This window comes from Nitrospira sp., from assembly GCA_015709715.1.
Lineage (GTDB): Bacteria > Nitrospirota > Nitrospiria > Nitrospirales > Nitrospiraceae > Nitrospira_A.
Map to the genome: position 1 here is coordinate 2,405,884 of CP054184.1, position 21,639 is coordinate 2,427,522.

Annotated in this window: 18 protein-coding genes; all 18 read left to right on the plus strand. The window is 61.5% G+C overall.

Features of this window, described 5'->3' with window-relative positions:
- The first annotated feature begins 42 nt into the window (after positions 1 to 42).
- The 18 genes from HRU82_11605 to HRU82_11690 all read left to right on the plus strand — a co-directional run bounded on the left by HRU82_11605 (position 43) and on the right by HRU82_11690 (position 21,621).
- A complete protein-coding gene (locus tag HRU82_11605) occupies positions 43 to 1,491 on the plus strand; it encodes an insulinase family protein (protein ID QOJ35545.1) in 1,449 nt (482 codons plus the stop codon).
- Positions 1,492 to 1,787: 296 nt separating this feature from the next.
- Positions 1,788 to 2,312 (plus strand): macro domain-containing protein, encoded by a 525-nt coding sequence (locus tag HRU82_11610; GenBank protein QOJ35546.1) that lies wholly within the window; start codon positions 1,788 to 1,790, stop codon positions 2,310 to 2,312.
- Positions 2,313 to 2,318: 6 nt separating this feature from the next.
- Entirely contained in the window at positions 2,319 to 3,155 is an 837-nt protein-coding gene (locus tag HRU82_11615; protein QOJ35547.1) for an MBL fold metallo-hydrolase, read from the plus strand.
- An 18-nt stretch (positions 3,156 to 3,173) separates the two neighbouring features.
- Entirely contained in the window at positions 3,174 to 4,130 is a 957-nt protein-coding gene (locus HRU82_11620) for a site-2 protease family protein (GenBank protein ID QOJ35548.1), read from the plus strand.
- A gap of 2 nt (positions 4,131 to 4,132) precedes the next feature.
- Complete coding sequence (locus HRU82_11625) at positions 4,133 to 4,861, plus strand: zinc ribbon domain-containing protein (protein ID QOJ35549.1); 729 nt, start codon at positions 4,133 to 4,135, stop codon at positions 4,859 to 4,861.
- Between the two features lie 70 nt (positions 4,862 to 4,931).
- Positions 4,932 to 5,402 (plus strand): DUF1566 domain-containing protein, encoded by a 471-nt coding sequence (locus HRU82_11630; GenBank protein QOJ35550.1) that lies wholly within the window; start codon positions 4,932 to 4,934, stop codon positions 5,400 to 5,402.
- A gap of 204 nt (positions 5,403 to 5,606) precedes the next feature.
- Positions 5,607 to 7,634, plus strand: coding sequence for a hydrogenase 4 subunit B (hyfB, locus tag HRU82_11635; protein ID QOJ35551.1), 2,028 nt, complete (start codon positions 5,607 to 5,609; stop codon positions 7,632 to 7,634).
- The gene (locus tag HRU82_11640; GenBank protein ID QOJ35552.1) at positions 7,622 to 8,590 is read left to right on the plus strand and encodes an NADH-quinone oxidoreductase subunit H; all 969 of its coding nucleotides are present in this window, start codon (positions 7,622 to 7,624) and stop codon (positions 8,588 to 8,590) included. Before hyfB ends, HRU82_11640 begins: the two co-directional genes overlap by 13 nt.
- 2 nt (positions 8,591 to 8,592) lie before the next feature.
- Complete coding sequence (locus HRU82_11645) at positions 8,593 to 9,258, plus strand: hydrogenase (protein ID QOJ35553.1); 666 nt, start codon at positions 8,593 to 8,595, stop codon at positions 9,256 to 9,258.
- Positions 9,259 to 9,295: 37 nt separating this feature from the next.
- On the plus strand, positions 9,296 to 10,828 hold the full coding sequence (locus HRU82_11650; protein QOJ35554.1) for a hydrogenase 4 subunit F: 1,533 nt from the start codon (positions 9,296 to 9,298) through the stop codon (positions 10,826 to 10,828).
- A 4-nt stretch (positions 10,829 to 10,832) separates the two neighbouring features.
- Positions 10,833 to 12,425, plus strand: coding sequence for an NADH-quinone oxidoreductase subunit C (locus tag HRU82_11655; GenBank protein QOJ35555.1), 1,593 nt, complete (start codon positions 10,833 to 10,835; stop codon positions 12,423 to 12,425).
- A gap of 53 nt (positions 12,426 to 12,478) precedes the next feature.
- Positions 12,479 to 13,000, plus strand: coding sequence for an NADH-quinone oxidoreductase subunit B family protein (locus tag HRU82_11660; GenBank protein QOJ35556.1), 522 nt, complete (start codon positions 12,479 to 12,481; stop codon positions 12,998 to 13,000).
- 303 nt (positions 13,001 to 13,303) lie between these two features.
- A complete protein-coding gene (gene kdpF, locus HRU82_11665; GenBank protein ID QOJ35557.1) occupies positions 13,304 to 13,393 on the plus strand; it encodes a K(+)-transporting ATPase subunit F in 90 nt (29 codons plus the stop codon).
- Positions 13,393 to 15,195 (plus strand): potassium-transporting ATPase subunit KdpA, encoded by a 1,803-nt coding sequence (kdpA, locus tag HRU82_11670; GenBank protein ID QOJ35558.1) that lies wholly within the window; start codon positions 13,393 to 13,395, stop codon positions 15,193 to 15,195. Before kdpF ends, kdpA begins: the two co-directional genes overlap by 1 nt.
- 29 nt (positions 15,196 to 15,224) lie before the next feature.
- On the plus strand, positions 15,225 to 17,348 hold the full coding sequence (gene kdpB / locus HRU82_11675) for a potassium-transporting ATPase subunit KdpB (protein ID QOJ35559.1): 2,124 nt from the start codon (positions 15,225 to 15,227) through the stop codon (positions 17,346 to 17,348).
- A 72-nt stretch (positions 17,349 to 17,420) separates the two neighbouring features.
- Positions 17,421 to 17,996, plus strand: a complete 576-nt coding sequence (kdpC, locus tag HRU82_11680) for a potassium-transporting ATPase subunit KdpC (protein QOJ35560.1) — start codon at positions 17,421 to 17,423, stop codon at positions 17,994 to 17,996.
- Positions 17,997 to 18,187: 191 nt separating this feature from the next.
- Positions 18,188 to 20,890 (plus strand): sensor histidine kinase KdpD, encoded by a 2,703-nt coding sequence (locus tag HRU82_11685; GenBank protein QOJ35561.1) that lies wholly within the window; start codon positions 18,188 to 18,190, stop codon positions 20,888 to 20,890.
- Between the two features lie 35 nt (positions 20,891 to 20,925).
- Entirely contained in the window at positions 20,926 to 21,621 is a 696-nt protein-coding gene (locus tag HRU82_11690) for a response regulator (protein QOJ35562.1), read from the plus strand.
- Positions 21,622 to 21,639 lie beyond the last annotated feature (18 nt).

Genomic DNA, 21,639 nt, shown 5'->3' on the forward strand with positions numbered 1-21,639 from the left:
AGAGGGGCGCCTGTGGAGCGCGTACAGGACAAAGGAAGGATCATGAGCACAGCAGCGGCGTGGCGGTCGATTGTGTTGGTCATCTTCTGTCTGCTGCTGCAGGTGGCCGTGGGAGCTGCAGCGGACCTGAGCCTCGGCGATCCCCGCACGATGCGGTTCCCCACGGTGGAGTTCAATCCGCCGGACGCAGAACGGATTGTGCTGGATAACGGCATGGTCGTGTACCTGCTGGAGGACCATGAGTTGCCGCTGGTGACGGTGAACGCCACGATCAGGACCGGCAGCTGGCTCGATCCGGCGGACAAAGTGGGATTGGCCGGGATGACCGGGGCTGCGATGCGCACGGGCGGCTCGGCCAAGCTGTCTCCGGACGAGGTAGATGAAGAGCTTGAACAGTTGGCGGCCACGATTTCCATCGGCTTCGCCAAGGAATCCGGGTCGGCCTCCCTCGACGTGCTGAAGAAGGATGTGAAGCGCGGGCTCGAAATCTTTGCGGACCTGTTGCGTCGGCCCGCGTTCGAACCCAGCCGGGTGGAGCTGGCGAAGCTCCAGGCCCTGGAGGGGATCAGGCGCCGACAGGACAGTCCCGGTTCGATCGTCGGCCGTGAGTTTGCCAAGCTGTTGTACGGCGCCGACCATCCGAGCGCTCGCGAGATCAGCACCCGTTCCATCCAAGCCATCACCCGCGAGGACCTGATCACGTTCCACCGACAGACCGTCCATCCCAACGGCATGATCCTCGGCGTGACCGGCGATTTCGAGAAGGGAGCCATGCTGGTTCTGCTCAAGGAGTTGTTCGGTGATTGGGCCAAAGGCGCGGTGCCCGAGCTGAAGCTACCGCCTGTGTCGGAAGCGGAGTTCAAGAGCGGCGCGGTGCGGTTCGTGAATAAGGAGACCTCACAGACGCATCTGCGCGTAGGACATTTGACGATCAAAGAAACCGACCCGGACTATGTCGCGGTGGCCATCGCCAACGACATTTTGGGCGGCAGCTCGTTCCGCAGCAGGCTGTTCAACGACGTCCGCACGAAACGCGGCCTCGCCTATTCCGTGGGCAGCGGCCTTCGGGCCAGCGTGTATGACGAGGGCGTGTGGCTGATGCGGGCCGAGACGAAGTTGTCGTCGACCCAGGAGGTGGTGAACCGGTTCGTGGCCAACATGGAGCGCATGCGGAACGAGCCGGTAACGGATGCCGAGTTGGAGGAGGCGAAGGAAGCCTACGTCAACTCGTTCGTTTTTTCCTTCACGAGCGCCTCCAGCATCGTCAGCCGCTTGATGGACCTGGAGTACGACGGCTTGCCGAAAGACTGGCTGCAGCAGATCCGCGACAAGGTCGTGAAGCTGACGAAAGAGGATATTCAACGCGCGGCGAAGACCCACTTTAATCCCGAGCGTCTGCGCATTCTGGCGGTCGGCTCCGGCGAGACCCTGTCGAAGGTGTTGGCGAACTTCGGCGAGGTGGGGGAGATCACGTTGACCCCGGAAAGTTGAGAGAGGAAGGCAGGTCGAGTGACTCTTTGCTCGCGCAACGCGCGGCCTCGGAAGGCCCTCGTTGGACGCGCGCAATCAGCGTCACATCGACCTGCCTACTTCAAGTGATGGAAGTGTAAAAAGGTGCTCGCTCGATACGCGCAGCGAAGGTCCTGTGGCCAACTGTTGATCTATCAGTTGGAGCCTCATGATGGCTGGGGAACGTGCGTTCCACGACCCTCAAGACCTTTTCCGAAGACGACTACCGCCGGATCATTGCGAGACTGAGTTAGTATCGTGAGCGTCAGGGCGACAATATGGAGCGAACGTTGTCCCTATTAATCTTTGTGGTTCGGGGGAGCATTCTTGAGGCCGAGGCCGACGTCATTGTGAATGCGGCCAACAGCCATGGCATCATGGGCGGAGGTGTGGCAGGGGTGATCAGAAGGGCGGCCGGGCAGGAGGTCGAAGATCAGGCTCGGGCACAGGCGCCGATTCCTGTTGGGCGGGCGGTGTTGACATCGGCCGGGCAAACGAAGTTCAAGGGAGTCATCCACGCTCCGACAATGCCGGAGCCTGGCCTGCGGGTTCCGGCTCAGAACGTCGCGCTGGCGACGAGGGCAGCGCTACTCCTGGCCGATGAGAACGCCTTCGCATCGGTCGCGATCCCGGGGATGGGGACCGGGGTCGGTGGCGTGACGCCGCAGGATGCGGCGGTGAAGATGGTCCAGGAGGTCAGGATGTTCGTTCCGCAGGCGTTACGATCCGTGATCCTGGTCGATGTGGATCAGTTCATGGTGGATGCCTGGCGTAAACAGCTCAGCGCTGAAGGTAGCGGTTAAAAGAACATGCCGCTTGAAGATGAACTGAGTGACATCATCAAGAAGGCCCGGCTGGGTCGGCAGCGGTCGGTTGCCGAGGTCGCACGGGCAGCCGGGCTTGTGGAGGAGGACCTCGCAGAGCTGGAGCGGGGGCGTGCCCCTAGCGGAGCGGCACAGGTTGCATCCGTCGCCAAGGCTCTTGGCTTGAAGCCGGATGCCCTGGTGGAGGTGGCCCAGGGCTGGACACCCGAGGCCCAGCCTGCGTCGACAGCCCATGTCGAAACCGTCTTGGGTTCGATCGGCGGATATGAGGTCAAGGGCTATGTCGTCCATGATCGCGGTGAAGCCATCCTGGTTGACACGGCTTACAATCCGGATGCGATGCTGGCGTTGCTCACGAGCCGGCAGCTCACGTTACGCGCCATCTGCCTGACGCACGGGCATTCGGACCATGCCGAAGGCATTGAGCGCATCCTGCGGACCAGACCCGTGCCGGTGTATCTGGGGCCGGAAGACCTCAACCTGCTCCACTGGCGCCCCCCCCAGGACATACTCCAGGTGCCGCGTAACGGAGAGAGCCTGCAGGTCGGCGGCTTGACGGTACGATTCATGACCACGCCGGGGCACACGCCGGGCGGCATCTGTTATCGTGCCGAACAGGCGGGGCAGCCGCTCTGTTTCGTAGGCGACACGCTATTTGCCGGGTCCATCGGCCGCTCGAATCCGGCCGGTCTGTATGCGGCGCACCTCGACTCGGTTCGTCGGCAAGTGTTGACGCTAGAGGCCGACACGCGGCTCCATCCGGGTCACGGCCCTTCCACTACCGTGCGGGAAGAGTTGGTGCACAATCCCTTTGCGGCCTAGCAGGATGGGGAATGCCGCATGAACCGTGACGGGTCGAAGCAGGGGCCCTTGCAGAACGACCTGATCGAGCCCTCCCTCGACGAGGCAGACGATGAATGGGATGAAGAGGCGCAACCGTTCTTTTCCCGAGTGATCCTCCCGCTGCTCCTATTTGTCCTCACGGTGTTTACCGTGTTATGGGCCGGGGCGTACCAAACCAACACGAATCCGCTGGTCGGGCCCTTGGCGTTCTTGCTGGATGAGCCCGGCGCCCTGTGGCGAGGACTGCCGTTTGCCGCCACCCTGCTCGGGATCCTGGTCACGCACGAATTCGGGCATTACCTGTTCTCGCGCATCCACGGCGTGCCGGCCTCCCTGCCGCTGTTCGTACCGGGCTTGCCGCACTTCGTTGGCACGTTCGGCGCCATCATCCGCATGCGCGCGCCCGTGACGGACCGCCGCGCCCTGTTCGACATCGGGGTAGCCGGGCCGATCGCGGGCTTCGTGGTGGCGGTGATCGCGCTGGTGATCGGGCTGCGACTTTCCACGGTCATTCCCGTGCAAACCGGCTACGGACTCCACCTGGGCGAACCGCTCCTGCTGCAATTCATGTCCTGGCTCATCATCGGGCCCCTTCCGCCCACGGCCGATGTCATCCTGCATCCGGTTGGGTTCGCCGCTTGGTTCGGGCTCTTCATTACCTCGCTCAACTTGTTGCCGATCGGACAGCTGGACGGTGGGCATGTGGCCTACGCGCTCTGGGGAAGCAGGCAACGTTCGGTGGCGGTCGCGCTCGTGCCGATCCTCATGGTGTTCGGCTGGCTCGGATGGAAGGGCTGGTTCCTCTGGGTGGGGCTGGTCGGTTTGATGGGTTTGGCCCACCCGCCGGTGCTGAATCCCGAGCGCCCGTTGGGGCGCACCAGGGTCGTGATTGGGTGGATTGCCTTGGCCATCTTCGCGATGACCTTTTCCTGGGAGCCCTTCATTCTTCGTTGACCATGCCATGCCCACAGTGCGGATGGGAGCAGGCGGCGGACCGCGACGACTGTGAACGATGCGGGACCGTCTTCGCCAAGTATGCGGCGGTGCAAGCGCGCCTGGCGGCAGCGCGGCGACCGGTGTCGCCGAAGGAGCCGACGTGGGTCGACCAGGCCATGACTTGGCTGCTGACCGTCGAGGAGTCGGTGAATCCCTTCTACTTCGGCGGCCGGGTCTTGGTCCTCCTGCTCCTGACGTGGTGGGGGTGGCGGCTCATGCGGGCGCCGCTCGAAACCAACGAGGTCGGTGAGTCGTTTCTGCATCTCATCAACCTGCCGTTCCATGAGGCGGGCCATCTCCTCTTTGTGCCCTTCGGGCGATTCATGATGATCCTCGGCGGCAGCCTCGGCCAGATCCTCATGCCGGTCGTGTGTGTGGGCACCTTTCTCTTCAAGACCCGCGATACGTTCGGTGCGTCGGTCGCCCTCTGGTGGACGGCCGAGAATTTCATGGACCTGGCGCCCTATATCAACGATGCGCGGGCCATGGACCTCATTCTACTCGGTGGGTTCACCGGCAAAGAGGTTGATGCCCACGATTGGAACCATCTGCTGACGATGCTCGGGTGGCTTGAGCATGACCATCGCTTGGCGCAGCTGGCCTACGGCCTGGGCAGGGGGCTCATGCTCCTGGCGTTGCTGTGGGGCGCCCTGCTGCTTCGCCGGCAATTCCGCCGAATCGAGTGGTGACAGAGCCGCGGCCGTCCTTCCCACATAGCCGCCATTGCAATGGCTCGGCACATCGGGCACACTGCCGATCATGACGCCTGCCATCCGTCACTCGTTGCTCCTGTTGCTGCTGATCGTCGTATCGTCGCCGGGCTGGCTCCTGGCCGACCAAAGCGAGTCTCGGTTCGTGTTGACGTTGAACGACGAGGCGGTGTTGGACAGCGCGACCGGTTTAGTCTGGGAGCGGGAGCCGGACTACATCTTCGATGCGTGGGAGCGGTCCATCGCCCGTTGCGCGACCAAGACGGTCGGAGGACAACAGGGCTGGCGCGCTCCGAGCATCGACGACATCAAGACGCTGGTCGATCCTGATCAACAAGACCCTGCCTTGCCGCCTGGCCACCCTTTCCGTAACATCAAGTCCGGTATCTACTGGACCGCCACGCCTCATCCGACCGACGACATCGTCGCCTGGCAACAGAGTTTCCTGTCGGGGCAGGCCGTCACCGACCAGAAGTCGGGCATGCGCCGTCTCTGGTGCGTGCGGGGCGAGCGGCGCTAAGTCGCCATCCTATCTTCTTCACCTGCGCCGATTCCCCCGTTTCCCCGCTCAAGGTTTCCCTCTCAGTTGCGTCTGCCGCCGGAAGGTGATACATGAAAATGAGCGCGACTGGTTTCTTCGTACTTTGACAAATGCAAGAGCTGACGTGTCTCTTGATCCATCCGTGAGTATCACGATGCTCCGTGAGCGCAGGGTTGCGTCGTGATGGCCGCTCTGCTTGCCCTTCTCCTGGCCTGTTATGTCGGCGGGGGGGTGCTCCCCCTGTGCCTGCGGAGATCCCCTCACCTCCAGTCGGTACTGGCGCATGGAGGAGCCGCCGTGGCCGGAGTGAGCGGGGTCGTGTTGGGTCTGGTCGGCTTGCATGCCGCCGAGCCGTTCCGTGTCTCCGTTTCTTCCACCATCCCGTACCTGACCGTTGCCTTGCGGCTCGATCCGCTGGCCTCGTTCTTCGTCCTGATCATTTCCTTGGTCGGCCTGGCCGTGGCGATCTATGCCTTGGGGTATGTGGACGACTATGCCGGACGTCGCTCGTTTCCGGTGCTCGGCTCCCTCCTGAACTGGTTCCTCCTCTCCATGACGCTGGTCGTCCTGGCCGACAATGGGTTCTGGTTCTTGATCCTCTGGGAGGTGATGTCGCTGCTCTCCTATGTGTTGGTCGTGACGGAGCATGAGAAGCCTGAGGTGCGGCAGGCGGGGCTCTTGTACCTGGTCATGACCCATGTCGGGACGGCCTTTATCATCCTGACGTTCTTGATCTTCTTTCAGGTGACCGGGTCGTTCTCCTTCGAGTCGTTCCGGCCTCCCGACCAGCGGCTGCCAGAAGGGCTCCGGTCGGTCGCCTTTTTTACTGCCCTGATCGGGTTCGGCGCGAAGGCCGGCATCATTCCTCTCCATGTATGGCTGCCCTATGCGCATCCCGCCGCTCCGTCGCACGTGTCGGCCTTGATGTCCGGCGTCATGATCAAGACCGCCGTGTATGCCCTAATCCGCGTGTATTTCGACTTTCTGGGCGGCCAGTTTCCCTGGTGGTGGGGGTTCACGATCTTGGGAGTCGGAGCGGTGTCGGCGCTTCTTGGCGTGCTCTACGCCCTTGTGGAGCAGGACCTGAAACGGCTTCTGGCCTTCAGCAGTGTGGAGAACATCGGCATCATCTTTCTGGGTCTCGGCGCCGGCATGATCTTCCACACCTACGGCCTGCCCGACCTGGCTGCGCTCGGTCTCTTGGCCGGCCTCTACCACACTATGAACCATGCCATGTTTAAAGCCCTGCTGTTCTTGGGGGCGGGGTCGCTCCTCTATGCCACACACACGAGAAACATCGAGCGCTACGGTGGGCTCTTACGACGTATGCCCTGGACCGGCCTGTGGTTCCTCCTGGGGGCCGTGTCCATCGCGGCGTTGCCCCCGACCAATGGATTCATCAGTGAGTGGCTCGTGTTTCAAAGCCTCTTCCTGAGCGTCCAGTTACCCACGCTGTTCTTGAAGCTGATGTTGCCGATTGCCGCCGCCATGCTGGCGCTCACCGGGGCGCTGGCGCTGGCCTGTTTCGCGAAGGCCTTCGGCCTGTCGTTCTTGGCCCAGCCGCGCAGTCCTGAATCCCGGCGCGCGAGGGAAGTGCCGTGGCCGATGCGCATCGGCATGGGACTCCTGGCCGTGCTGTCGGTCGTGATGGGAGTGGCTCCGATGCTGGTCATCCCGCTGTTGGACCGCATCACCGCGCCTCTGGCGGGCACGGCGGTCAGTGCCAAAGTGTTGGCCATGGACGGGTGGGTCGTGGCGCCGATGACCGTCGAATTCTCCAGCGTCTCGACGCCGGTGTTAGCGGCGCTGCTGGTTGCCGCCGGAGGGTTAGGATTGCTGCTGGCCAGGACCCTCGGGAATTCATTGTGTACGCGCTTCGTCAAGACGTGGGGCTGTGGGCTGAACCTGACCCCGCGCATGGAATACAGCGCGACCGGCTTCGTGCAGCCGATCAAGCGGGTCTTCGGGACGATCTATCAGCCGACGGTCACACTCGAAACGGAATTCTTGGAACAATCGAAATACTTCATCAAGCAGCAGCGGTTCGAGTTCAGGATCAAGCCGCTCTTCGAAACCTACCTCTATCAGCCGATCGTCGCGTGGTTGTGGACCGCCGCCGACCGGCTGCGGGTCATTCAGGCCGGAAGCCTGCATCTCTACCTGGCCTATATTTTTGTCACGCTGGTGCTGTTGTTGTTATGGGCGGTCTAGGAGAAGTGATCGTGCAAATGTTGCTGGTCGTTGTGCAGGTGATCACGTTGCTCGTCCTGGCGCCGTTCATCGTCGGGTTGATCCGCAAGGTGAAGGCACGATTGCAGTGTCGCAGCGGCGCCGGGTTGCTGCAGCCCTACGCAGATTTGGTGAAGCTGTTCGGCAAGCAGCCCGTGGTCTCTTCCACCACTTCCTGGATCTTTCCCGCCGCCCCCTACATCGTGTTTGCCTCCACGATGGCCGCCGGCCTCCTCATGCCGGTCTTTGTGTCGCACAGTCCGTTGAATTTCGCCGGCAACATCATCGCGCTGGTCTATCTGTTGGCACTGGGCACATTTTTCCTGATCCTGGCCGGCCTCGATGCGGGGTCATCGTTCGGGGGCATGGGGAGCAGCCGCGAGGCCATTGTGGCGACGCTGGCGGAGCCGGCCATGATGTTGTCGATCCTGGCCATCGCCCTGACGGCCGGCTCGACCAATCTCAGTACGATCGTCCACCAATCCGCCTCGCTGGAAGGGGGCCTGCTCGTGCCTCCACCGCACCTCATGGCCTTGGCGGCGCTGTTCATCGTGACCCTTGCGGAGACGGGCCGCGTGCCGGTGGACAATCCCGCCACGCATCTCGAACTGACCATGATCCATGAAGCCATGCTGTTGGAATATTCCGGCCGGTACCTGGCACTGATGGAATGGGCGGCGGGCATCAAGTTGGTGGTGTTCCTGACGTTGATCGTCAACGTCTTTGCGCCCTGGGGCATCGCGACGACCCTGACCCCGGATGCGCTGGCGCTGGGGGTGGCGGTGTACCTGGTCAAGGTCTCGACCCTGGCCGTCGTCATCGGGGTGATTGAATCCATGTTCGCCAAGCTGCGGCTGTTTCGCGTCCCCGAACTCTTGGGCGCCGCCTTTATCCTGTCGCTGCTGGCGTTGGTGTTCTTTTACACACTGAGGGGGTAGTGGTGCCGCTCTCGACCCATCTGGGCTCGCAACTCGTCGATCTGTGCTCGGTGCTGTTGTTGCTCTGCTGCTTCGCCATCGTGGCGCAACGGCGGTTGTCGGCCTGCGTCGACCTGTTCGCGCTGCAGTCCCTGTTCCTTGCGGCGACCGCGGCGCTGGTGGCCTTTCTGACCGGGCACACACACATTTACCTGGCCGCGGTCCTGACCATCGTCATCAAGGTGGTGATCTTGCCGCGCATTTTGAAACGGGTCATCGAACGCCTGAACGTCTCGCGAGAGTTGGTGATGAACGTCAACGTGCCGGCGGGCCTGCTGATCTGCGGAGGCCTCGTGATCGTCGCCTTCTTCATCACCCAGCCCATCATCCCCCTGGGCTACCTGTTGACGCGCGACTCCCTGGCCATTGCCCTCGCCATCATCATGATCGGATTCTTCACCATGATCGCGCGGATGAAGGCGGTGACGCAAATGGTGGGTTTTCTGGTCATGGAGAACGGCGTGTTTCTGGGGGCGACGGCGGCCGCCTACGGCATGCCGCTGATCGTCGAACTGGGGGTCTTCTTCGATGTGTTGGTCGCGGGGCTGATCGTGGGGATCTATACGCACCGGCTCCAGGACGCGTTCGATAGCATCGATACCAGTACGCTGACGGTGTTGAAGGAATGAAGGGCGACAGGATGGACAGACGGGGAGGTTGTGCCGCATGTGGCCGGTGATGGTGCTGCTGGCCGGGCCGGTGGCGGCCGGGTTGCTGAGTCTGGTCATCCGGCGTGCGCGTGTCCTGCACTTGGTGAATTTCTTGACGATGGCGGCCTTGGCCGTCGCGGAAACGCTCCTGACCAGGCAGGTCCTGGCGCAGGGATCGGTCACGACGCTGGGGGACCTCGTGTATGTGGATGCGTTGTCGGATTTCATTCTCGTCATCATTACGACCATTGGACTGTCTTGTTCGCTCTACATGTGGTCCTACATGGACGACCAGGTGGCTCGCGGGGTGATTGCGGCGAAGCGGTTGAGCCTCTTCTTTTTTCTCTTCCACATGTTTCTCTTCGCCATGGTCGCGGCAACGGTGGCGAACAGCCTGGGCGTGCAGTGGGTGGCGCTGGAAGGGACGACGCTGGCCACGACGTTTCTCATCGCCTTTTTCCGTCGCCGGGAATCGCTGGAGGCGGGCTGGAAGTATCTGATTCTCTGCTCAGTCGGTATCGCCCTCGCCCTGTTCGGCGTCGTGTTGACCTATTACTCGTCGGTCCGCGTCCTGGGCGACGTCGGGTCCGCCTTGAACATCACCGCCTTGAGGCAGGTGGCGAACCAATTGGATCCGAACGTGCTCAAGCTCGCCTTTATCTTCGTGCTGGTCGGCTATGGCACGAAGGTGGGGCTGGTTCCGATGCATACGTGGCTGCCGGAGGCCTATAGCGAGGCGCCGGCTCCGATCGCGGCGATGTTGGCCGGTGTGTTGGAGACGGTGGCGGTGTACACGTTACTGCGCAGCAAGGCGCTGGTGGATCAGGCCTTGCCGCCGACGTTTACCGGCAACCTCCTGCTGACCTTCGGGCTCCTGTCATTCCTCGTGGCCACCCTGTTTGTGTTGATCCAACACAACTACAAGCGCCTCTTCGCCTATTCGAGCATCGAACACATGGGACTGGCGATGATCGGGTTCGGCGTCGGCGGCTCGGTCGGCACGTTCGGCGGGCTGTTCCACCTTTTGAATCATGCGCTGGCCAAGGCGCTCGCCTTCTTCGTTGCCGGCAACATCCATCGACGGTGCGAGACCTTGGAGATCGACGACGTGCGTGGCCTGATCCGCGCGCAACCCATCACGGCCGTGGCGCTGATGGCAGCCGGTTGCGCCCTGGTGGGACTCCCGCCCTTTTCACCGTTCGTGAGCGAACTTCTGGTGGTGTCGTCGTTGGCGGCGCAGGACTTTGCTTCCGATACGATGCAGGTCGGGCGCTTCGTCACCGTCACAATCTCCGACGAGATGCGGAGCCTCGGCATTGTCGCGCTTTTCCTGCTGTCGGCCGTCGTCCTATTCGGGGGCTTCATGTCGCGCATCGGTGCCATGGTCTGGGGAATTCCTCCCGCGCGGCTCACGCAGGGGGAACCCTGGACGGTCGGCCACGTGCCGGTGGTGATCATGGTGGCAGCCTTGCTGGGGCTGGGGTTCGTGTTGCCGGGCCCGATCCAGGCCCTCTTGAGCGGGGCGGTCCAGGTGGTGCTGTTGAGGTGAGGGGATGAGCGAATCCTGTCCGATCGTCGAGCAGCTCCAAGGGACGTTTCCGCAGGCCATTCTGGATGTGCGGATGCAGCAGGGTGTGCCGCTGGTCCGACTGCGCACACAGGACCTGCCGATCGTCGTCCATTTCGTGCACCAGCAGCCCGCTCTACGGGGCTCGCTCTCGTTGTTGTGGGCGATCGATCACCGGCCGCGCGAGGCGCGGTATGAGCTCTGTTATCTGTTCACACTCGCAGAGCGGAAGGAGTGGCTCTTGCTGACCACTGATCTGCGAAGCGATGAACGGGAATTCCCGTCGGTGACACCGCACCTGCATGCGGCGAAATGGTACGAGCGAGAAATCCGTGATCTCTTCGGCCTGATTCCGGTCGGGCATCCCGACATGCGGCGACTCGTCCGCCACGAGCACTGGCCGAAGGGCTGTCATCCCTTGAGGAAGGACTTTCCCTGGGATCGAGTCGTGGCGCGGGTACAGGGGCAATATGCCTTTCGAAGAATTCAGGGCGAAGGGGTCTTTGAAGTCCCTGTGGGCCCGATTCACGCCGGTATCATCGAGCCGGGCCATTTCCGTTTCTCCGTCGCGGGGGAACCGATCATGCAGCTCGAGCTGCGTCATTTCTGGAAACACCGCGGGGTGGAAAAACTATTTGAGCAGCAGGGTCTCATGGAGGCGGTGCCCCTCTCTGAACGGGTGTCCGGTGATACGACCGTGGGCCACAGCCTGGCCTATTGTCAGGCCGTTGAAGAATTGTGTGGGATCGAGGTGTCGGACCGGGTCCGTTATTTGCGGAGCCTGTTTCTCGAACTGGAACGGCTGCACAACCATATCGGGGATGTGGGGGCGATTTGCAACGATACCGCCTATGCCTTGGCCCATGCCCATTGCGGGCGCCTGAAGGAACAGCTCATGCAACTCAACGAGCGGGTGAGCGGGTCGCGGTTCCTTCGCGGCGTCCTCTGCGTCGGTGGGGTGGCGATCGACGTGCCGAATGCGCAGCTCCTGCAGGTGGAGTCGGAACTCGATCGGCTGGAGCAGGAGTTCAGCGGTGTAGAGAAGATTCTGTTCGCAAACGCCTCGTTGACGGAACGGCTGGAGCATACGGGAGTCCTGACCGAGCGGGTCGCCTGGGATCATGCGGCGGTCGGCGTCGTGGGGCGCGCCTCCGGCATCAATCGCGATGTGCGGCGTGATCGTCCGTTTGCCGCCTACGATCAGCTTCAACCGAAAGTGGCGCTGTACCGGTACGGCGATGTGCGGGCGCGAATGAGGGTGCGGTTGGATGAGGTACATGAGTCGATACGCCTCGTGCGTGAGATTCGTCGCCGCCTGCCGCAAGGTCCGCTGGTCGCGCTTTCGACGCGTGACCCCCAGCCGGGCGACTGGGCGCTCGCCGCCACGGAAGGCTGGCGAGGGGAGATCCTCTATATGGTCATGGCCGGTGCAGAGGGGCGCATTCATCGCTGCAAAGTGCGTGATCCCTCGTTCGTGAATTGGCCGGCCATCCAGTGGGCGGCGGTGGGGAACATCGTGCCGGATTTTCCGTTGATCAACAAAAGTTTCAATTTGTCATACGCCGGGAATGACTTGTGACGAGAGAGTGACGGAAAGCAGGCGGCTCGGCCGCTCTGTGTGATGGAGGACCCATGTTTCGGATCATTGCTAAGAGCCTCGCGACCGGCGTCGTGACGGGCCGGCATCCAGAGGCGGATCACGCTCTGGAGCCGGTCAGCCCTGAGGCGATCGAAAAGGCCAAGCCTTTCCGGCGTTCTCTCACGATTCGCGCGGTGGATACCGGGTCCTGCAACGCCTGTGAGATGGAGCTGAACGCGTTGATCAATCCGATCTATGACGTGGAGCGATTCGGGGTACACATCGCCGCTTCACCGCGCCACGCCGACGCGCTGGTCGTCACTGGTCCTGTGACCGTGAACATGGAGCGGCCGCTGAAGGAAGTCTACAAGGCGACCCCTGATCCCAAGCTTGTGATCGCCCTGGGGGATTGCGCGCTGACTTGCGGAGTCTTCAAGGGCAGTTATGCGGTCACCGGTCCGGTGGACCGGCACCTGCCTGTGGATGTGCGTATTCCCGGTTGCCCGCCTAAACCGGCGGAGATCCTCGCGGCGTTGTCCGACCTGCGAGGAGAGAACCTCCCGCCCCACCAATGACCCTCGTGCGCCGCCGCCTCCTGCGTTTTTCTATTTCCATTCTTCCACCGGTTCGGCTTCGATCCTGCCCGGCCACGATCCAGTCTGAGGGGGATGTCTTCACGGGAAGGAGGGCTGGCAGCGTCCAGGTTTTTACGCCGTTTTTACATTGGGTTTGATAGCCTGGAAATGTCGGTACAGACCCGCAGCCTGATCGAAACCAGATCGGAGACGCCATGGATGTCCTGTACATCTCCATCACCATCGGATTCTTCATCCTGTCCAGCTGGCTCATTCGGGCCTTGGATCGTCCGTAGGGGGCACGTGAACGCGATGGATGTGCTGGCGACGGTGCTGTCGGTGGGTGTACTGATTTATCTCATGGTCGCCTTGCTAAAACCGGAGTGGTTCTGATGACGATCAATGCGTGGTTGCAGATCGGCCTCTTGATCGTCTTGCTGCTTGCTTTGGTGAAGCCCCTGGGTTGGTATATGGCTCGAGTCTACGAGAATAAGCCTTGCGGACTAGATCCTCTTCTGGCTCCACTGGAGCGAGCCCTGTATCGAGTGTGCGCTATCCGGCCCTCGGAAGAAATGGATTGGAAGGGCTACGCGACCGCGATGCTCTGGTTCAATGCGGTCGGCATGCTGCTCCTCTACGGAATGCAACGACTGCAAACCTACCTCCCCCTCAATCCGGCTGGATTGCAGGCTGCCTCGCCAGATCTCGCCTTCAATACGGCGGCCAGCTTTGCCACGAATACCAACTGGCAAGCCTATAGCGGGGAAACGACGCTGAGCCACTTTACGCAGATGCTCGGCTTGACGGTTCAGAATTTTGTCTCCGCGGCAACCGGCATGGCCGTCCTCGTGGCGTTGATTCGAGGCCTCACTCGACGGAGTGCCACCACGCTTGGAAACTTTTGGACCAACCTCATCCGCACCACGTTATACATTCTCCTGCCGCTGGCCCTGCTGCTGTCCCTGCTGTTGGTATCGCAGGGAGTCGTCCAGACCATCAGCCCATCCCCTACGGCAACGCTGCAACAGCCGGTCAGTTATGACAGGCCGGTGATGGATGAAAACGGTCGGCCGGTGTTAGATGCCCAGGGAAAGCCGAAAACCGAATCTGCCACGGCAGCCGAACAGGTGCTCGCGATAGGGCCCGCAGCCTCGCAGGTCGCGATCAAACAATTGGGTACGAACGGCGGAGGGTTCTTCAACGTGAACTCGGCGCATCCCTATGAGAATCCCACCCCCTGGTCGAATCTGCTCGAACTCCTTTCCATGCTCATGATCCCGGCGGCGCTGTGTTACACGTTCGGGCTGTTGGTCGGCGATACCCGCCAAGGCTGGGCATTGCTGGCCACAATGATGATTCTGCTGCTCTGTTTCGTCCCGATCGGACTGTGGGCTGAACAGAGCGGCAATCCCCTGTTGGCCGTGGTTGGCGTGAATCAGGAGGCGCATCCCGGTCAAGCCGGTGGGAACATGGAAGGGAAGGAAACACGTTTCGGCATCGCCAACTCAGTCCTGTGGTCGGCTGCCACGACCGCTGCCTCCAACGGTTCCGTGAACTCGATGCACGATTCCTATACGCCTCTCGGCGGGCTGGTGCCGCTGTTCCTCATGCAGTTCGGCGAAGTGGTGTTCGGCGGAGTGGGTTCCGGCCTTTACGGCATGATCGTCTTTGCGATCATCGCGGTCTTCGTCGCGGGGCTGATGGTCGGACGAACACCGGAATATCTGGGAAAGAAAATAGAGCCTTACGAAATGAAAATGGCCGCCTTGCTGATCCTGATCATGCCGATGGTGGTTCTGGGAATGACGGCGCTCGCGGTCGGGCTCACGGCTGGCACCTCCTCGGTGTCGAATCCGGGCGCCCACGGCTTTAGCGAGATTTTGTATGCCTACACATCGCAGGGCAACAACAACGGCAGCGCCTTTGCCGGCCTCAATGCCAACACGCCCTTCTACAACATCACCGGCGGCATTGCGATGCTGATCAGCCGATTTTGGCTCGCGATTCCAACACTCGCATTGGCCGGTGCCTTGGCGCGAAAGAATCTCGTTCCTGCCGGTCCTGGCACACTGCCCACTCATACGCCTTTGTTCGCAGTACTCCTAATGGGCGTCGTCATCTTGGTCGGCGCCCTGACGTTCGTGCCGGCGATGGCACTCGGCCCGGTCGTCGAACACTTACTGATGATCAGATGAAAGGAAGAAAGCAGGCGGGAGATACAGAAATGGCAACCGACACATCTCAACTCAGGGGGCGGTCCTTGTTCGAGGGCGCGATCGTGAGGCAAGCCATCTCGGATTCGTTCGGAAAGCTCGATCCTCGGCATCAGATCAGGAATCCGGTGATGTTTGTGGTGTGGATGGGGAGTCTGCTGACTTCGCTGTTGTTCGTGCAAGCTTTGCTCGGGGCGGGGGAGGCCCCTGCCGGCTTCATTTTGTCCATTTCGGTATGGCTTTGGTTTACCGTGTTGTTTGCCAATTTCGCAGAAGCCATGGCGGAAGGACGAGGCAAAGCCCAAGCCGCTTCGTTACGGGAGGCGCGCCGCGAGTTGCAGGCCAAGAAACTGGGCATCGCGGAAGGCGTAGCCGATGGCATCTGCGTGCCTGCCTCTGTCGGCAAGCCTGGTGAGAGGTATGTGGTAGTGTCCGCAAGCACGCTCAACAAGGGGGACATCGTGCTGGTCGAGGCCGGGGACGTGATTCCGTGCGATGGAGAGGTCGTGGAGGGCGTGGCGTCCGTGAACGAGAGCGCGATCACCGGTGAGAGCGCCCCGGTCATCCGCGAAAGCGGAGGCGATCGCAGCGCGGTCACCGGCGGCACCAAGGTCCTTTCTGATTGGCTCCTGGTCTGTGTCACAGCCAGCCCGGGCGATACGTTTCTCGACCGCATGATTGCGATGGTCGAAGGCGCTACGCGCCAAAAAACGCCGAACGAAATCGCCTTGAATATTCTGCTGGCGGCCTTGACGATAATGTTTCTCCTGGCCGTAGTCACGCTGTTGCCGTTCTCCTCGTATAGCGTCACCGCGGCCGGCCAGGGTTCGCCTGTTACGGTCACAGTGCTTGTTGCTCTGCTGGTCTGCTTGATCCCGACCACGATCGGGGCCTTGCTCTCCGCTATCGGGATCGCCGGCATGGATCGCATGGTGCAAGCCAATGTGATCGCCCTGTCGGGAAAGGCGGTTGAAGCGGCCGGTGACGTCGATGTGCTGCTGCTCGACAAGACCGGCACCATCACGTTGGGTAACCGCCAGGCCACGGCGTTCATCCCGGCTGACGGCGTCAGCGAACGGGTTTTGGCTGATGCTTCTCAGTTGGCGTCTCTGGCGGATGAAACCCCGGAAGGGCGCAGCATCGTCGTGCTCGCCAAGGAAAAATATGGACTGCGTGCTCGTGAGATCCATGAACTGGGCGCCACATTCATTCCATTTACCGCGCAGACACGCATGAGCGGCGTCGATATGGAGGGTCGGCGTATCCGCAAGGGATCGGCGGAAGCCATCGAAGCCTCTGTGGCGGCGGTAGGAGGTCAGTTCTCGGTCCTCGTCCATTCGACGGTGGACGCGATTGCCAAACAGGGTGGGACGCCTCTGGTCGTGGCGGAGGGGGCGAAGGTCTTGGGAGTCATCGCCCTGCAGGACGTCGTCAAAGGGGGTATCAAGGAACGGTTTGTGGAACTGCGGCGGATGGGAATCAAGACCGTGATGATCACGGGAGACAATCCGAAGACGGCGGCGGCGGTCGCGGCGGAAGCCGGCGTCGATGATTTTCTCGCTGAAGCGACCCCGGAGGCCAAGCTGAAGCTGATTCACGAGATGCAGGCCGGCGGGCGCCTCGTGGCCATGACGGGTGACGGCACGAACGACGCGCCGGCCTTGGCCCAGGCTGATGTGGCGGTGGCCATGAATACCGGGACGCAAGCCGCAAAGGAAGCGGGAAACCTCGTGGATCTGGACTCCAACCCGACCAAGCTGATCGAGATCGTCGAAATCGGCAAACAACTGCTCATGACGCGCGGCGCGCTGACAACCTTCAGCATCGCAAACGATGTCGCCAAATATTTTGCCATCATCCCGGCCGCCTTCGCGACGACCTATCCGGCCTTGAACGCGCTGAACGTCATGCATCTCGCGACACCCCACAGTGCGGTCCTCTCGGCCGTGATTTTCAACGCCTTGATTATCATCGCGCTCATTCCCCTGGCATTGAAAGGCATCCGCTATCGACCGATGGGCGCCGCTCCGCTGCTGCGGCGACATCTGCTGATCTATGGACTCGGAGGCGTCATTGTCCCATTCATCGGGATGAAGCTGATCGACATGCTGCTGGTTGTGTTGCGCCTCGTATGAGGTGTGAGAGAGAAGCAGAGACGCTTATGGAGCGCCCTGACGCATTGAGACGGCAGGGAAGGATGGCGGAGGATGAAGGAACAACTGAAACAGGCGTTGATGGTTTTCCTGGCGCTGGCTGTGCTGACCGGTGTTGTATACCCGCTGGCGGTCACCGGTTTAGCGCAGGTCTTATTTCCACATCAAGCGAATGGAAGCCTGATCGTCCAGGATGGCAAGCTGATCGGTTCGGAGCTGATCGGACAGCCATTCAATGCGCCTGGATACTTCTGGAGTCGGCCATCCGCCACCTCGCCGTTTCCGTACAACGCCGCCGCCTCATCAGGATCGAATCTCGGCCCCACCAATCCTGCTCTTGCCGAGGCAGTCAAAGCGCGTATCGCGGCTTTGCGCTCAGCTGATCCGGATAACGACTCTCCGATCCCGGTCGATCTTGTAACGGCGTCAGGGAGTGGACTCGATCCCCATATCAGTCCTGCCGCCGCGGCCTATCAGGTCAAGAGGGTGGCCAGGGCACGAGGGCTGGATGCTGCCGATGTCCAACGGCTCGTGGCCCGACATATCGAAAGGCGCCAGTTCGGATTGCTCGGTGAGCCGAGGGCGAACGTTCTCTTGTTGAATCTTGCGTTGGATAAGATGCGGAAGTGAGATCGACTACGGCGCTGGGATGGCTGCCGGTTTTGCCTTGTCATCTTCGGTCTGCCGTAGCTGTTCGTCGCAAACCGACGAGGCCGTATAGACTCGTGCGGGGAAGGCATCCGTTGACGCCCCATTCCTTCGCTCCTAGAATTACCCGCGTAGAAGGTGGCGTGCTCTGTACGGTCTCGGATGAGTAAGATATGGACGTGCAACGACCCGATCCCGATGCGCTGCTCAAGCTGGTGCAGGCCGAGCAAGCTGGGCGCGTGCGTGGAAAGCTGAAGGTCTTTTTCGGGGCCACGGCCGGAGTCGGTAAGACCTATGCGATGTTGCAGGCGGCCCACGAGCAGCAGACCGACGGCGTGGATGTGCTCATCGGCGTGGTCGAAACGCACGGGCGCGCCGACACTATGGCTTTGGTGAACGGACTCGAACTCTTGCCGTCTCGGTCCGTCGAGTACCATGGGAAGACTCTTCAGGAGTTCGATTTAGACGCCGCCCTTGCCCGACACCCGAGCATCATTCTCATCGATGAGCTGGCCCATACGAACGCGCCTGGCTTGCGGCATGCCAAACGTTGGCAAGACGTGCAGGAACTGCTGAGCGTCGGCATCACGGTCTACACCACGGTCAACGTGCAGCACCTAGAGAGTTTGAACGACGTGGTCGCGCAGATCACGGGTGTGCGGGTGCGCGAAACCGTCCCCGATTCGGTGCTCGAACGGGCGGATGACGTGGAATTGATCGATCTTCCTCCCGATGATCTGCTCCAGCGGTTGAAAGACGGCAAGGTCTATGTGCCGGAACAGGTGCAGCACGCCATCCAGAATTTTTTTGCGAAGGGCAATTTGCTTGCGTTGCGCGAGCTCGCCCTGCGCCGAACTGCCGAACGCGTCGACCAGCAGATGGAAACCTATCGTCGCGACCACGCGGTGGTGCAGACCTGGCCGGCTGCCGAGACGATCATGGTCTGCGTCAATTTGAAACCGCGCGGGCCGAGGCTGGTGAGGGCGGCGCGTCAAATGGCGGCCGGCCTGCATGCTAAGTGGCTTGCCGTCTACGTCCAAACGCCTCGTCATCTCACGTTGTCGGAAGCTGAACGAACGCGCGTGGTGGAAACCCTGCGTCTGGCTGAGAAGCTCGGCGCCGAGACGATCACGCTGACCGGCGATCAAGTCCCACAGGAGCTGCTGACCTTCGCGCGAAGTCGGAATGTCACGAAGATCATTGTCGGCAAACCGGTGCGTGCCTGGTGGAAGGAATGGATGTTCGGTTCCGTCGTGTCGGACCTCGTCCGGCGCAGCGGCGACATCGACATCTATGTCATCACCGGAGAGGCGGGCGAAGGTCGACCGCTGGTGAGGCGGACGCTGCAGCCCACCAGCGACTGGTCGAAATATGGATTTGCCGGCCTCGGTGTGACGCTCTCCACGGTCGTGGCGTGGGCGATGTTTCCCTATTTCGGCTCCGCGAACCTGATCATGGTGTATCTGCTTGGCGTGGTATTTGTGGCGGTTCGCTGCGGGCGTGGCCCCTCGGTGCTGGGCTCGGTGCTGAGCGTCGCGACGTTCGATTTCTTTTTCGTCCCTCCCTACTTCTCATTTGCCGTCTCGGATATCGAATACCTCCTCACCTTTGCCGTCATGTTGGTCGTGGCCTTGGTGATCAGCAATCTGGCGGTGCGGATCGGCCGCCAGGCGGAGATGGCGCGGTACCGTGAACGGCGAACCGGCGTGCTCTACGCCATGAGTCGCGATCTTGCAACCCATCGCGAAGCTGCGATGTTGGCCAACGTTGCGGCCAAGCACCTGCGCGACGTTTTCGACAGCCAGGTTGCCATGTTTCTGGCCGATGCCGAGCAGCGCTTGCAATTGCAGCGAGGTGAGCAGTTATTCTTCGAGTTCGATCCCAAGGAAATGGGAATCGTGCAGTGGGTCTTCGATCACAGCGAACGAGCCGGTCTTGGGACCGATACGCTGCCGGGATCCAGTGCGTTGTACCTGCCGCTGGTCGGCTCGACGGGTGCGATCGGAGTGGTAGCTGTACGCCCGGCCCAGTCCCATCTTCTTCTCGACCCAGAGCAACTCCACCTGCTCGAATCTCTCATCAATCAAACAGCGCTCGCGATCGAACGCACGAAGCTGTCGGAGGAGGCGCAACGCGCGCATGTACAGGCGGAAACGGAGCGTATGCGAAATGCCATACTCAGCTCTGTCTCTCACGACCTGCGGACGCCATTGGCCGCCATTACCGGCGCGGCGAGCAGCCTGTTGGACGACTCGGGCCGGCTCGATGTCGCCTCAAAGCGGGAGCTTGCGCGTTCCATTTATGAAGAATCGGGCCGACTTGATCGCCTCCTCCGGAATCTCTTGGAGATGATGCGGCTGGAAGCTGGAGCGGTACAGCTCAAGAAGGAATGGCACCCCCTTGAGGAAGTGGTCGGGGCCGCATTGGGGCGGTTGGAGAGCCGCTTGCGCAACCATGTCCTCCACACGAACATTCCGCCCGACCTTCCCCTCGTCAACGTCGACGGTGTGTTGTTGGAACAGGTGGTGATCAATCTGGTCGAAAACGCTCTCAAGTATGCGCCGGCTGGCACGGCCATCGAGCTATCGGCCTTGGCCGGGGATCGGGAAATGGTGGTGGAGGTTGCCGATCGGGGACCGGGCCTGCCGCCGGGGGAAGAGGGGCGGGTCTTCGAGAAGTTTTATCGGCTCCAGCCGGACCGGGAAGGCGGCGTGGGGCTGGGATTGACGATTTGCCGAGGCATCATCGAGGCGCACGGCGGCCGCATTTGGGCGGAGAACCGAGCGGGACAGGGAGCCTTGTTTCGCTTTACGATTCCGTTGATCGAGCGACAGCCCACCGCGTATCCCGAGTCGAGTGGGGCTCGCTCCGCCTAGGCTCGGGCTGATCCCCATCGACCCGCTCCAATCCTATGACCCAAGAAGCTTCGATACTGCTGATCGAAGATGAGCCGGAGATCAGACGGTTCCTGCGGACCTCGCTGCCGGCGCATGGATTGAGGCTGTATGAATCGTCCACCGCGAAGGAGGGGCTGATCGAGGCGAAGGCAAGAAACCCCGATCTGATTCTCTTAGATCTCGGCCTTCCGGATCTAGACGGGAGTGAAGTGATTCACGCGTTGCGGCAGTGGACCTCGACGCCGATTATCGTGCTGTCCGCGCGAGACCAGGAAGAGGTGAAGGTGGCGGCACTCGATCTTGGGGCCGACGACTATGTGACGAAGCCGTTTGGAATCAACGAGCTGCTGGCGCGAATGCGCACCGCCCTTCGCCATGCCGCACGTCCTGAATCGGAGGCGGCCTCCTCGGTCTTTACGGTGGGCAACATCCGCGTGGATCTCGGACGGCGGCAGGTCTTCGTCTCAGACAGCGAGATCCACTTGACCCCGATCGAATACAAGCTGCTCACGACGCTCATTCGCTACGCCGGCAAGGTCATCACGCATCGGCAACTTCTGAAGGAGGTGTGGGGCCCTTTACATGTGGAGGAAGGGCAGTATCTCAGAGTGTACATGCGGCAGTTGCGTCAAAAGATCGAGCCCGACCCCGCACAGCCCCGCTATCTTGTCACGGAACTGGGGGTGGGGTATCGCTTGCGGACGGAATGACTGTTCCACGGATGAGTC